Origin of the sequence: Bradyrhizobium sp. STM 3562 (genome assembly GCF_045571435.1) — a bacterium.
GTDB lineage: Bacteria > Pseudomonadota > Alphaproteobacteria > Rhizobiales > Xanthobacteraceae > Bradyrhizobium.
Map to the genome: position 1 here is coordinate 4488628 of NZ_CP120694.1, position 13510 is coordinate 4502137.

General features: G+C 64.3%; 13 protein-coding genes. 8 read left to right on the top strand and 5 right to left on the bottom strand.

Features of this window, described 5'->3' with window-relative positions; genetic code table 11:
• Positions 1 to 3: 3 nt before the first annotated feature.
• From P6U23_RS20815 to P6U23_RS20835, 5 genes are all read left to right on the top strand, one after another.
• Positions 4 to 408, top strand: a complete 405-nt coding sequence (locus tag P6U23_RS20815) for a hypothetical protein (RefSeq protein WP_407174462.1) — start codon at positions 4 to 6, stop codon at positions 406 to 408.
• Between the two features lie 95 nt (positions 409 to 503).
• Complete coding sequence (locus P6U23_RS20820; protein ID WP_407174464.1) at positions 504 to 1304, top strand: transporter substrate-binding domain-containing protein; 801 nt, start codon at positions 504 to 506, stop codon at positions 1302 to 1304.
• 199 nt (positions 1305 to 1503) lie between these two features.
• The gene (locus P6U23_RS20825) at positions 1504 to 2283 is read left to right on the top strand and encodes a DUF2147 domain-containing protein (protein ID WP_407174466.1); all 780 of its coding nucleotides are present in this window, start codon (positions 1504 to 1506) and stop codon (positions 2281 to 2283) included.
• A 257-nt stretch (positions 2284 to 2540) separates the two neighbouring features.
• Complete coding sequence (locus tag P6U23_RS20830) at positions 2541 to 4208, top strand: thiamine pyrophosphate-binding protein (protein WP_407174468.1); 1668 nt, start codon at positions 2541 to 2543, stop codon at positions 4206 to 4208.
• 9 nt (positions 4209 to 4217) lie between these two features.
• Positions 4218 to 5489 carry an NAD(P)/FAD-dependent oxidoreductase gene (locus P6U23_RS20835; RefSeq protein ID WP_407174470.1) on the top strand — a complete coding sequence of 424 codons (1272 nt, stop codon included), beginning with the start codon at positions 4218 to 4220 and terminating at the stop codon, positions 5487 to 5489.
• Between the two features lie 113 nt (positions 5490 to 5602).
• Here the strand turns inward: P6U23_RS20835 and P6U23_RS20840 are convergent, their stop codons facing one another.
• Positions 5603 to 6010: a cupin domain-containing protein gene (locus P6U23_RS20840; protein ID WP_407174471.1), complete on the bottom strand. Its 408-nt coding sequence runs from the start codon at positions 6008 to 6010 to the stop codon at positions 5603 to 5605.
• Positions 6011 to 6137: 127 nt separating this feature from the next.
• Entirely contained in the window at positions 6138 to 6836 is a 699-nt protein-coding gene (locus tag P6U23_RS20845; RefSeq protein WP_407174472.1) for a ribonuclease activity regulator RraA, read from the bottom strand.
• A gap of 232 nt (positions 6837 to 7068) precedes the next feature.
• Between P6U23_RS20845 and pxpB the strand changes: the two genes are divergently transcribed.
• The 3 genes from pxpB to P6U23_RS20860 are packed head-to-tail and all read left to right on the top strand — an operon-like array spanning position 7069 to position 9640.
• On the top strand, positions 7069 to 7800 hold the full coding sequence (pxpB, locus tag P6U23_RS20850; protein WP_407174474.1) for a 5-oxoprolinase subunit PxpB: 732 nt from the start codon (positions 7069 to 7071) through the stop codon (positions 7798 to 7800).
• Entirely contained in the window at positions 7797 to 8873 is a 1077-nt protein-coding gene (locus P6U23_RS20855; RefSeq protein WP_407174476.1) for a biotin-dependent carboxyltransferase family protein, read from the top strand. Before pxpB ends, P6U23_RS20855 begins: the two co-directional genes overlap by 4 nt.
• On the top strand, positions 8870 to 9640 hold the full coding sequence (locus P6U23_RS20860) for a LamB/YcsF family protein (RefSeq protein WP_407174478.1): 771 nt from the start codon (positions 8870 to 8872) through the stop codon (positions 9638 to 9640). The genes P6U23_RS20855 and P6U23_RS20860 overlap by 4 nt, the downstream gene beginning before the upstream one ends.
• A gap of 114 nt (positions 9641 to 9754) precedes the next feature.
• On the opposite strand, the gene P6U23_RS20865 is transcribed toward P6U23_RS20860, so the two are convergent.
• From P6U23_RS20865 to P6U23_RS20875, 3 genes are all read right to left on the bottom strand, one after another.
• Positions 9755 to 9907: a hypothetical protein gene (locus P6U23_RS20865; protein ID WP_198026581.1), complete on the bottom strand. Its 153-nt coding sequence runs from the start codon at positions 9905 to 9907 to the stop codon at positions 9755 to 9757.
• Between the two features lie 189 nt (positions 9908 to 10096).
• Positions 10097 to 11707: a sulfite reductase subunit alpha gene (locus tag P6U23_RS20870; RefSeq protein ID WP_407174480.1), complete on the bottom strand. Its 1611-nt coding sequence runs from the start codon at positions 11705 to 11707 to the stop codon at positions 10097 to 10099.
• Entirely contained in the window at positions 11704 to 13500 is a 1797-nt protein-coding gene (locus P6U23_RS20875) for a NirA family protein (RefSeq protein ID WP_407174482.1), read from the bottom strand. The genes P6U23_RS20870 and P6U23_RS20875 overlap by 4 nt, the downstream gene beginning before the upstream one ends.
• Positions 13501 to 13510 lie beyond the last annotated feature (10 nt).

A 13510-nucleotide genomic window follows, 5' to 3' on the forward strand; every position in this document is an offset into this window, starting at 1 on the left:
ACATTGACCCAGAGCGATCCAACGGATGAGGCGCTCGCCACCATTGCGAGCATCCTTGAGTACCCGCAGACCCCTCGTGGATCAGAAGAGCCCACGACTGCATCGCCCCCTATCGCACCGGTCGGCGCCGATGGCTACACCAAGATCGGTCCCGGCCCGATGGCCGCGATCCGTTTCAAATGGAGCGTGCGCCGCGGCGAAAACGACGAGTACTTCGTCGACGAGATGATCGGAGAAAATTCCGCCCCGATCGTGCTCGGCCCGATGAGCGCGGAAGCGGCGATCAAGATGGTCGACGAACGCGAGAGCGAGGCGCGGGCCCGCTTTGAGCAGATCCGACGTGAAATGATTGCTCGCAGTCCTGCAGCCGAGACCGCGGAGGACGTGCGGCGAGCTGGCGAGGCTTAGCCTCTTGCCTTTCCCATATCGGGCGTGTTTGCGAATGTCGAGGACTTGCCTATAGGACGATCGATTCGGCATTTCCTTTCGTGAATGAGAGCCCGATGCAACGCATCCTGTCCTGCCTCGCTGCAGCGCTCGTGCTTTTGGCGGGCGCGGCGCCGGCCCAAGAGTCTCGCCAAGAGCCCCGTCAGGAGATCTCCCGCCTCGACGAGATCATCAAGCGCGGAACGCTGCGCGTCGGCATGACCGGGGATTATCTGCCCTTCAGCGCCTTCGACAGCGCAAGCGGCAAATTCCGCGGCTTTGACGTCGACATGGCGGAAGCCCTGGGCAAAGCGCTTGGGGTCAAGGTCGACTATGTCAAAACAACCTGGCCGTACCTCACCAAGGATTTCGAGGCCGACAATTTCGATGTCGCGATGGGCGGCGTCTCGATCACGCTGGACCGGCAGAAGAAAGGATTCTTCTCAACGCCCGTCATGCGCGAGGGCAAAACGCCGATCGCGCGCTGCGCCGATGCGGACAAATTCCAGACGCTGGAGACGATCGATCAGCCGGGAGTCCGCGTGATCGTCAATCCCGGCGGCACCAACGAGCGCTTTGCGCGCGCCCACATCAAGAATGCCGACATCAAGGTTTACGGCGACAATGTCACGATCTTCGACGAGATCGCCAAGGGTGATGCCGATCTGATGATGACGGACGCCTCAGAAACCCGCTATCAGCAGAAGCTGCATCCCGGCGTACTCTGTGCCATACACCCGGACAAGCCCTTCGACTTTGCCGAGAAGGCTTATTGGCTGCAGCGCGACGAGGCTCTGAAAGCCTTTGTCGACCAGTGGCTGCATATCGCGATGGCGGACGGCAGCTTCAAGAGGATTTATGCAGCCTGGTTCGAGTGAGGTCAGGAACCGTTCCCGCTCTCCGGACATTGACCGGCCGTCCGCACCGCGTGCGCGGGGCGCGTTGAACCTGAGCCGCTAGGCCACGACTCATGTTTTGAAGTGATCTGGATCGCGCTCTGGGCGCGCGCCCCTGCGCAGGACCGTGCGAGGGGGACCAGGACCGTGCGAGGGGGACAAAGCCGCTCAGGAGGTCACGATGACAAGGCTGTTGGCTCTTGCCGCATTCCTGTTCGCGAGCAGCGCGGCCCAGGCGCAATACACGTTCCATTATGGCGGACACACCATCCATATTGATCCGGACCGCGGCACCGTCTCGATCCCCGGCATTTACGACAACACCGGTCGCAAGGCCAAACGCATCCGCAATCATGATCAGGCGTCCGCACACAGGCAACAGCAGTCCGCGCGGGAAGCAAAAGTCGAACCGCAGCCGCCGGGACCAGCCGCGCCGCCTGCTGACGCGGCTGCCATACCAGGGCCAGCGCAAACGGTGGTGACGCCGTCTCCAGCCTCTCCGACGACGGACAACCCGCCACCGACGGAGCCCGCGCCGACGACAACGGCGAACAGGACGCCGGCAGATGCGGCCGTGTCGTCTCCGCCCGCAGCAAAGCCCGGCGCTGCTGCTGCGCCGATCTCGCAGCCGGCCCCTGCGCCCGCAGCGCTGCGCGATCCCAATTCGCCGCTCGGGGTGTGGCTGACGGAAGAGAAGGAAGGCAAGGTCCGCATCGAGCAGTGCGGCGCCAATCTCTGCGGCTATTCGGTGGACGCAAAGTCCAACCAGAATGGCGAGCAGGTTCTCATCAACATGAAACCGGGCAAGGACCTGAAATGGACTGGCCGGATTCTTGATCCCAACACGGGCAGCACCTACGACTCGACCATCGCCTTGAGGGGGCCGGACACGCTTCGCGTCCAGGGCTGCGCCTTTGGCGGCATGTTCTGCGGCGGCCAGACCTGGACGCGCGTCGATTGAGGCGGCCCGCCCTACGCTTCTCCCACGCGCTGCGGCTTTGATCTCACCGGGCGGTCCGAGATCAGCCATGACGCCGTCATTTACGAAGCCGACGCTGGTCGAGCACGTTCTGCCGTTATCTCCTGGAACAGCACGATCTCGCCGTGGTGCGCGGCACCTGTTTCGGCCTTGCGCCGTTTTTCCGCTTGTCCTACGCCGCTTCCGAACAAAACTTGCGAGGCCATCGCCCGCATCGCTAACGCTTGCAAGGAGCTGTCATGAGCCCATCGAACGCAGCCAAGAGTAACTTGCGCACCGGCGGCCAGATCCTGATCGATCAGCTCGTCGCGCAAGGGGTCGAGCGGGTCACCTGCGTTCCCGGCGAAAGCTATCTCGCCGCGTTGGACGCGCTGCATGACAGCAAGATCGACGTCATGATCTGCCGCGCCGAGGGCGGCGCGGCCATGATGGCTGAGGCCTACGGCAAGCTCACGGGACGCCCCGGCATCTGCTTCGTCACCCGCGGTCCCGGCGCAAGCAATGCCTGCCATGGCGTGCACATCGCGATGCAGGACTCCACGCCGATGATCCTCTTCATCGGCCAGGTCGATACCGGCATGCGCGAGCGCGAGGCTTTCCAAGAGGTCGACTACAAGGCCATGTTCGGCAGCATGGCGAAATGGGTGGTCGAGATCGACCGCCCCGATCGCATTCCGGAATTGGTGGCGCGCGCGTTCCGCGTCGCCATGCAGGGCCGCCGCGGCCCCGTGGTGATCGCGCTGCCGGAAAACATGCTGACCGAAGCGGCTGCGGTGAGCGACGCACCGCGCGTCGAGCCCGCGGTGAGCTGGCCCGCGCCATCCGATATCGGGCGTCTCGGCGCCTTGCTTGCGCAAGCGAAGGCGCCGATCGCCATTCTCGGTGGGTCGGGTTGGGACGAAGCGGCAGCCAGGAGCATTGCGCACTTCGCCGAGCGCTTCGAACTGCCCGTCGCAACCTCGTTCCGCCGCGCTTCGCTGTTTGACGCCGATCATCCCAACTATGCCGGCGACCTCGGCATCGGACCCGATCCGCGCCTGAAAGCCCGCATCACCGGCGCCGACCTGATCCTGCTGATTGGCGGCCGGCTGTCGGAAATGCCGTCCTCCTCCTATACGTTGCTCGACATTCCCTCCCCCGCTCAGCAACTCGTTCACGTGCATCCGGGCGCGGAAGAGCTCGGCCGCGTCTATCAACCGACGCTCGCGATCGAGGCCGGCCCGGCCGCCTTCGCTCAGGCCGTCGAGATATTGAGGCCTCGCGCGCCTGTCGCTTGGAAGGGCGAAGCCGCGAAGGCCCATGCCGATTACCTCGACTGGACCGACAAGCCCCGCGAACTTCCAGGCGCCTTCCAATATGGGGAAGTCGTCGCGTGGCTGCGTGACCGCCTGCCGAAGGACGCGATCGTCTGCAATGGCGCCGGCAATTATGCCGGCTGGCTGCATCGCCATCATCGTTTCCACACCTTCGCCGCGCAGCTCGCGCCAACCTCCGGCTCCATGGGCTATGGTGTCCCAGCCGCCGTGCTGGCGAAGCGGCAATATCCCGATCGTGTCGTCGTCGCCTTTGCCGGCGATGGCTGCTTCCTGATGAACGGCCAGGAGTTCGCCACCGCCGTCCAATATGGCGCGGCGATCATCGTCGTCATCATCGACAACGGCCAATACGGCACCATTCGCATGCATCAGGAGCGCGACTATCCGGGCCGCGTGATCGGAACGCAGCTCCAAAACCCCGACTTCGCGCTCTATGCCAGAGCCTTCGGCGGCCACGGCGAGCGGGTCGAGCGCACCGAGGATTTTGCGCCCGCCTTCGAGCGTGCGCTAACCTCCGGCAAGCCCTCGATCCTGCATTGCTTCCTCGATCCGCGCGCGATCTCGGTGGGCAAGGACTTTGTACCGAGCTAGGCTTGAGCCATGACAGAGACCAGCGCGCGCCACGTTGCCATCATTGGAGCCGGCGCTGTCGGCGTGATCAGCGCCATCGAGGCGCTGCGCGACGGCCACCGCGTAACCCTGATCGATCCCGGCGAACCCGGCGGGACGCAGGCGGCAAGCTATGGCAATGCCGGCTGGCTGTCGTCGCATTCGGTGATTCCGCCGGCGGAGCCTGGCGTCTGGAAGAAGGTGCCGAAATATCTGATGGATCCGCTGGGGCCGCTGGCGATCCGCTGGTCCTATTTGCCGAGAGTCCTGCCCTGGCTGATCCGCTATCTCTTGTCAGGCTGGACCGAGGCAAAGGTCGAGGCGACGGCTCGCGCGCTGCGGCCGCTGCTCAAGGATGCGCCCGCCCTCCACAAGAAGTTGGCGGAGGAAGCTGGAGTTCCCGATCTGATCGAGCGCAATGGCGTGCTGCACGTCTTTCCCTCGCGCGCACCGTTCGATGATGATCTCGGCTGGCGCATCCGCAAGCGCGTCGGCGTTGAGTGGCTTGAACTCTCGGCCGATGAAATGCGCCAGCGCGAGCCCGATCTTCATCCGCGCTACACCTTTGGTCTCCTGGTCGAAGAGGCCGGGCGCTGCCGCAACCCCGGCAATTACATTGCTGCACTTGCCCGGCTGGCGCTGTCGCGCGGTGCGCAGCGCGTGGCCGCGAAGGCAACGGCGCTGAAGCTGCAGAACGGCAGGCTCGTCAGCGTCGTCACCGACCGCGGCGAAATCGCCTGTGATGCCGCCGTGGTTGCCGCGGGCGCGCGGTCCAAGGCGCTTGCGGCCTCCGTCGGCGATAACCTGCCGCTCGAGACCGAGCGCGGCTATCATGTCGTCATCGAAGATCCAGGCACCGGGCCGCGCACCTCGATGATGGTATCCGATGCCAAGATGGTCGTGAACTGGACCGACCAGGGGCTGCGCGCCGCGGGCACGGTCGAGATCGCAGGTCTCGAGGCCCCGCCGAACTGGAAGCGCGCCGACATTCTTCGCGACAATCTCTTCAGCATGTTCCCAAAACTGGCCAAGGACGTCCCGGCGTCCCGCATCAAGACCTGGTTCGGGCATCGTCCGAGCATGCCGGACGGCCGCCCCTGCATTGGCTATGCGAGGGCCTCGAAGGACATCGTCTATGCATTCGGCCACGGCCATATCGGCCTGGTCGGCTCGGCGCGCACCGGCCGCCTGGTCGCACAACTGCTCGGGCATCGCGAGCCGGAGATTCCGCTCGGGCCTTTTTCGCCCGATCGCCTTCTCTGATCGGGGCGCGACTCACGCGCCCACTCGATGGGCGCGATTTACGATGAGCACACGGCGTTTCTGCGCGGCTTCAAACCGGCGCCAGCCGGCACAGCGATCCGGCCGCAGCGGCGCTATCCAACAGCCGCGTTGTATTCGGCGTCGGTGACGTGCTCCATCCATGTCACGTGATTGCCGTCCAGCGATTCGTGCATCGCGACGTGAACCATGCCCGTGGTCGGAGCGGCGCCATGCCAGTGCTTCTCGCCTGGCGGAATCCAGACGATGTCGCCCGCTTTGATCTCGCGGATCGGGCCGCCCTTGGCCTGGATCCGCCCGACACCCTGGATCACATAGAGCGTCTGCCCCAAGGGATGGGTGTGCCATGCCGTGCGCGCGCCGGGCTCAAACGCGACGCGAGCGGAGGCAACACGTGCCGGCGCCTGCGGGGTGATGATCGGGTCCTGCCATACCGTACCCGTAAAGCTTTCGGCCGGTGCGCGGCGGGTCGGGCGCGATCCGGCGAGATAGACGTCCACCATGTTGTCTCTCCCTATGTCTGCTCACTCGTAGGTGGGCAAAGCCGCGTCAGCGCCGTGCCCAGCGATCCTCACTGGTCGTGTGATGGCGGGCGCGCTTTGCTTTGCCCACCCTGCAACACTCCGCGCCCTACTTCTTCGAGGCAGCGTAGCGCGCCTTGGTCTCGGCATTCATGGGATAAAGGCCAGGCAGCGATGCGCCATTGTTCACCTCGTTGACGATCCAGGCTTCCATGCGTTCCTGCTCCGGTCCTTCCGCGAGCACATGGTCCAGGAAAGCCTGCGGGATCAGGACCGCACCGTCCTGGTCGGCCACCACGATGTCGTTCGGGAATACCGCAACACCGCCGCAGCCGATCGGCTCGCCCCAGCCGACAAAGGTTAGCCCCGCCACCGAGGGCGGCGCCGCATAGCCATTGCACCACACCGGCAGGTTCGTACCCATCACGCCTTCGAGATCGCGCACCACGCCATCGGTAATCAGCGCCGTGACGCCGCGCTTGACCATGCGCGCACACAAGATGTCGCCAAAGATGCCGGCATCGGAGATGCCCATGGCATCGACCACGGCGATGCAGCCCTCGGGCATGGCCTCGATCGCAGTGCGGGTGGAAATCGGCGAGGACCAGGACTCCGGCGTCGCCAGATCCTCACGCGCCGGCACGAAGCGGAGCGTGAAGGCCGCGCCGACGAGCCGCTTCTGTCCCGGATGCAACGGACGCGCGCCCCGCATCCAGACGTTTCGCAACCCCTTTTTCAGGAGAACCGTGGTGATGGTCGCAGTGGAGACTTTGGAAAGGGTCGCGATGGCGTCGGGGGTCAGGGACATCGAAGGTTAGGCTCCTTAAGGGTGAGCAGATTGCGGGCGCATCTTGCGGGGCGCGCACCTGCCGTCAAGCGAAAGCTGCAGGCCTCAATTCCTCGCAAGCGATAAAGCAACCTTATCACGCGGCATTGCATCAATTTATTGAACTTGCGGGATTTTTTCGGGAAAGCGGATTCCACTGGAACACAAAACAAGCTACAGCTTGGCAAGCTCCCGATTTCGATATTGTGAGACGATGGAAGCCACGCTCCCTCCACCCCGCCTTTTGCCCAGCGGCGACAGCGCTATCACGGTGGAGTTCTCGAAAGTGATCGATGAGACCGCCAATCAGCGCGTGCTGGCGCTCGATCGCGCGCTCAGCGAGGCAGCCGTCGAGGGGGTGACCGAGGCCGTGCCGACCTACCGGTCGCTCCTCGTCCACTACGATCCCTGTCAAATCGACTTCGCGACGCTTGGCGAAAAGTTGCTGGCACTCGCAAAACGTCCCGTGCCGCCGAACGGAAAGACGCGGCATTGGCGTGTGCCTGTTGCCTATGGGGGAGAGAACGGCATCGATCTCGAGGATGTCGCGAAAGCCCTGCACACGACGCCGGAGGAGATCGTGGCGCGCCATGTCGCAGGCAATTATCGTGTCGCCATGATCGGCTTTTCACCGGGATGGTCATATCTCAGCGGTCTCGACAAATCGCTGCACATGCCGCGGCGGCAGAGTCCGCGCCTGTTGACGCCGCCCGGCACGATCTCGATCGGCGGCGTGCAGACCGGCATTCAATGCGTCGCCGCGCCCAGCGGCTGGCACCTTCTCGGACGCACGCCGGTGCGGACCTATCAGTTGCATCGCGAACCGATCTTCCTGCTGGAGCCCGGCGACCGCGTGACCTTCTACGCTATCGATCCGAAAACTTTTGCGGAACAGGAGCAGGCCGCGGAGAACGGCGAGATCGTTGCCGAGTTGATAGCCTCATGACCAAGCTCATCGTCACCAGCATTGGTCCTGCAAGCTCGGTTCAGGATGGCGGCCGCCACGGAGCACAGCGTTATGGCTTGACCGAGAGCGGCGCCATGGATCGGCTTGCGCTGGCCGCCGCCAACACCCTGCTTGGCAACGCGCCGTTTGCTGCGGGCGTGGAAATAGGCCCATTTGGCGCTGCGTTCACCGCGCACGAGGGCGCAGTTCGCGTGGCGCTGACCGGCGCGGCCCGAAGTGCCGACATTGCCGGACAGCCGGTCGCGTTCGACAGCTCGATGATCATTCCTGAGGGCGCGACCCTCACGCTCGGATTCGCCAAGGGCGGTGCCTTCAGCTATCTCGCGATCGAAGGCGGCATCACGGGGGAGCCGATGTTCGGCAGTCTCGCGGTCAATGCCCGCGCCGGGCTCGGCAGCCCCTATCCGCGCGCGCTGCAGGCCGGAGATGAGTTGCCTGCACGCGCCGCGAGCGCTGCGCCCGAGCGGCGGATCGAACTGCCCGCCGCGACGAACGGCCCGATCCGGGTGGTGCTCGGTCCGCAGGACGACGAGTTCAGCGATGAGGCGAAAAAGCTGTTTCTCGACAGCGAATGGATGATCTCGGCCACCAGCGACCGCATGGGCTATCGGCTGGAAGGGCCGGTCATCAAGCATCTCCACGGCCACAACATCGTCTCCGATGGCACCGTGAACGGCAGCATCCAGGTGCCCGGGAATGGCGCGCCAATCGTATTGATGATGGACCGCGGCACCACCGGCGGCTACCCGAAGATCGCAACGGTGATCTCCCCGGACCTGCGCCGCCTGGCCCAGACCCCGGCCGGAACCGCGTTCCGCTTCAAAGCGATCAGCGTGGTGGAGGCGCAGACGGAAGCAAAAAAATACGCGCAATTGTTGCGCTCCCTGCCCGATCGCCTGCGCACGATCGAGAACGTCGAACTCAACATCGAAGCATTGCATGATGCCAACGTCGCGGGCCATGCGGTGAATGCGGTGGATGCGGACACCTGGCATCACGTGCCGGGAGACAGTCAAGAGGCGGGACTTTCAGGAAGCGGAAGACCAACATGAGCACAATCGATCTCAATTGCGATCTCGGCGAAAGCTTTGGCCCCTGGGTGATGGGCAATGACGAGGCCATGATCGATCTTGCAACCTCCGTCAACATCGCCTGCGGCTTTCACGCCGGCGACGCCGACATCATGCGCAAGACCGTGGACCTTGCCAAAGCCCGAGGTGTTTCGATCGGCGCCCATCCCGGCTATCGCGACCTGCACGGCTTCGGCCGTCGTCCGGTGCCGGGGCTGAAATCGTCGGAGATCGAGAATCTCGTCGCCTATCAGATCGGCGCGCTGCAGGCGATCGCGACCGCCGCCGGCCACAAGGTCACGCATGTGAAAGCGCACGGCGCGCTCTCCAACGTCGCCTGTGAAGACGACATGACCGCCCAGGCCATCGCGAACGCGATCAAGGCCGTCGATCCGAGCCTGGTGTTTGTGGTGCTCGCGAATTCGCGCCTGGTGAAGGCCGGCGAAAACGCCAACCTGCCGATGGTGCATGAGGTCTTCGCCGACCGCGCCTATGAAGATGATGGGCAATTGGTGTCCCGCCGCAAGCCCGGCGCGGTGCTGCATGACGCCCGGCAGGTCACTGAGCGCGTGGTGCGGATGGTGCAGGATGGCGAGGTGGTGTCCATCACCGGCAAGCGCATCAAGATGCGCATGGACACGGTCTGCATTCACGGCGACACGCCCGGCGCGGTCGACATCGCGAAGGGCTTGCGCAGGGCACTCGCGGATGCGGGAATTACGGTGGCGCCGTTCAAGCGCGCGACGTAGACCTTTGCCGAAGCCGTAGGGTGGGCAAAGCGAAGCGTGCCCACCCTACGCGGCGGCAAGGTTGATGGTGGGCCTGGCGCCACGCGCCTTTGCCCACCCTGCAATCTAAATCCATCAGAACGGGTGCACCGAGAGCGTGCCGAACACGATCGCGGCGATGACCGCGAAGGCACCGCAGAGCGCCGCGAGATGAAGGCCGCGGCCCGTGCGACGGGACAGGGAGCGCGCATGAAAATGCAGGCGGGCTTCCGCTGATAGTTCGCGCATGGTGGTTCTCCAACGCCCCATCGCGCGCCATCAAATAGCATCCGCCGGCCGTTGCAAGAGCGGCGACCAAAGAGCGATGCGGCCACTGCCGTGGAGCTCGTTCCCAGTCCAAATTTCTCCGCAAGCAGTCGTTATGAGAATTTTCTTCGTTACGATTGCGTGAAATTGGAACCGCTCGAAAGACGCCGCTCAGTACACGTCCTGCTGGAAGCGGCCTTTCTTCTTGAGTTCCGCGACGAAGGCCACGGCTTCGTCGGTTGAGCGGGCGCCGAACTGGGCGACGATATCGACCAGCGCGCGCTCGACGTCCTTCGCCATCCGCTTAGCGTCGCCGCAGATATAGAGATGCGCGCCTTCGGCGAGCCAGGTCCACAGTTCGCGGCCGACTTCCCGCATCCGGTCCTGCACGTAGAACTTCTTCGCACCATCGCGCGACCAGGCGAGCGACAGCCGCGTCAACAGACCTGACGTCTTCATCGCGTTGAGCTCATCGGCATAGAAGAAGTCGTAATCGCTGCGCTGATGTCCGAAGAACAACCAGTTCTTCCCCGTGGCGCCGGTCGCCTTGCGATCGAGCAGGAAGGCGCGGAACGGCGCAATCCCTGTGCCTGGCCCGACCATGATGATCGGCGTTTTCGGATCCTGCGGCAGGCCAAAGCCGTGCGCCTTCTGCACATACACGTTCAGCTTCTCGCCGGGATTGATGCGCTCGGCAAGGAACGTCGAGGCGAGGCCGAGACGCCGGCGCTTGCCGACGACATAGCGCACGCAATCGACGGTGAGCGACAGTTTTCCGGGCGTTGCATTGTGCGATGACGAGATCGAATAGAGCCGCGGCTGCAGCGGCTCCAGCGCTTCCACAAACGCCTCGGGATGCGGACGGACGCCGGAAAATTTCTGCAGGGCCGCCATCACGTCGAGCGTCGCCGCATCGCCGTCGGGGTCCTCGCCTTGTGCCAGCGCGCGGGCCTTTTCCCGCTGGGCGCCGCCGGTGATGAAGGAGATCAACTCGAACAACTTATCCGGCGCGGGCGACAGCGATACATCGCTGATCAGGGCCTCGCGCAGCGTCTTGCCGTTGACCTTGGTCGTGTGGGAGGCCCCCAGCAACGCGATGATCTGGTCGACCAGGCCCAAATCGTTCTTGGCGAAAACGCCGAAGGAATCGCCCACGACGTAATCGAGAGCCGACTCGGAAAGATCGAAATCGATGTGATAGGTCTCTTTCTCCGAGCCCTTCTTGTTGAGAAGCCGGCGCCCGACGAAGGTCGCTGGCGCCGGATTGTCGCGGGAGCGGCCAGGCTCGGCGACCACGGCGGGAGCTGCAGGCGCTGCGGGGGCCGAAGAGGCCGCCTTTGCTGGGGCTGGTGCCTTATCGAGCTCCTCGTAGAGCGTCTTCAGCATCCGCGCGGTTTCCTTACCGCCGGGGACGCAGAGATTGAGCCGCGCTTCGGACTTGTCGGCAATCGCATTGGAATAGTCGCGGCAATTGTAGCCGCACTGACCGCAATCCTGCTGCGCCATCGCGGCCATCATGCGCCGCCGCAGCGGGCGTCCTTCGGCAAGCTTCATGCGCTCGGCGATCGGCAGGGTCTGGTCATGCCACGGCGCGTCGTCGTCGTCCTCGGCGGCGGCCGGCGCTTGCAGCATGGCGGCGCCCTGCTCGGGCGACAGCGGCACGGCCACGTCGTTGGACAACAGTCCTGCGAGGAAGCCGTTCAACCAGGAACGCTGCGCCTCGGAGAACGGCGCGCTCGGCGGAATGATCTCGATCTTCGGCGGTGGCGTGATCTGGTTCATGGGGAGACCTCCGCATCTGCGAGCTTGCGCAGCGCTTCGCCGTCGTAGCGGCGGGCAAAGCTAAGGAACGTTTCGTCGGGTGAAGACCGATGCGCGAGATAAGCCTTCAACAGCCTCTCGACGGTCTTTGGCGCATCCACCGCCTTGACATCGCGATAGACCTCGCGGCCGATGTCGGCGTGCGGTCCGAAGCCGCCGCCGGCGAACAGATGGTAGCCCTCGACCACCTCGTCGCCCTCGCCTTCACCGGTCGGCACCTTCGCGGCGATCAGACCGATGTCGCTGATGTAATGCTGCGCGCAGGAATGATGGCAGCCGGTGAGGTGGATGTTGATTGGCGTCTCGATGTCGACGCGCGTCTCGCACCAATCGCCGATCGCGGCAGCGTGGCCCTTGGTGTCGGAAGCCGCAAATTTGCAGCCCTTGTTGCCGGTGCAGGCGATCAAGCCGGCGCGAATTTGCGAGGCTTTTGTCGAGAGGCCAAGCTTTTCGATCGCCGCAGTCGCGAGCGCCACATTCTCATCGCGCACGCCCGAGATCAAAAGGTTCTGCCACACGGTCAGGCGGATCTCGCCGTCGCCGAGGTCCTGCGCGGTTTTCGCCAAGCCCCGCATCTGCTCGCAAGTCAGCTTGCCGAGCGGCAACACCACCCCGATCCAATTCAGGCCGTCCTGCTTCTGCTTGTGCACGCCGATATGGGCCATCCGGTGGAACGCCGGCCGGGGCGCGATCGCTTCGGAAGGCAGGCGCACCAATTTGCGGCCGAGCTTCTCTTCGACCCCCGCCATGAACTTGTCGACGCCCATGCTGTCGAGCACATATTTGAGCCGCGCTTTCAGCCGGTTGGTGCGGTCGCCGGTCTCGATGAAGAGACGCACGATCGCATCCGCCACCTGCGTGGCCTCCTCCGGCTTGACGATGATGCCGGTCTCCTTGGCAAAATCCTTATGGCCGGTGATGCCGCCGATCCCGAGGCGAAACCACACGCCGGGATCGATGCCGAAACCATCCTTCACTTCCACGGCGGCAAACGCGATGTCGTTGGTGTCTTCCAGCACGGCGATGCGGCCGGCGCCGTCGAAGGCGACGTTGAATTTGCGCGGCAAGCCATGGAGCGAGCGGTCGTTCAAGATGTGAAAATGCCATTCGCGCGCGTAAGGCCGCGTGTCGATCAGCTCCTGCGGGTCGATGCCTGCGGTCGGCGTGCCCGTGACGTTACGAATGTTGTCGGCGCCGGAGCCGCGCGAGCAGAGGCCGAGATCCTGGATGCCTTCGATCAGCGCCACGCTGTTCCGAGGCAGAATTTCCCGAATCTGGATGTTGGCGCGGGTCGTGACATGACTGTAGCCGCCGCCATAGATCTCGGCGAGATCGGCGAGACCCGCGAACTGCCAGTGCTTGAGGATGCCGTTCGGCATGCGCAACCGGCACATGTAGGAATCCTGTGCCGGTGCGACGTAGAACAGGCCGTAATAGCGCCAGCGGAAATTGTCGGCGGGCGATGGCGGCGTGTTGTTCGTCGCCTGCTCTTTCAGCCGCTCGTAAGCGTCGAACGGATGCAGCTCACGCTTGAACTTCTCCTGGTCGGCGAGTTTCTTGCCTGACGCCGTGACCTTGTCCTGCGCCTTCAGATGGATGGCGTCCGGCCCGGTCGGCTCGGCACTCGCTTTGCCGGCGGCCGCGCCGCCGCCGAGTCCACGGCCGACCCGGCTGATCTGCAAGCCGGTGGCAAAACCTTCGAGATAACGCTTCTGCTCGTCGGTAAAATCGACGGAAACTGCTTCGAGCTTCATGATGCTGACG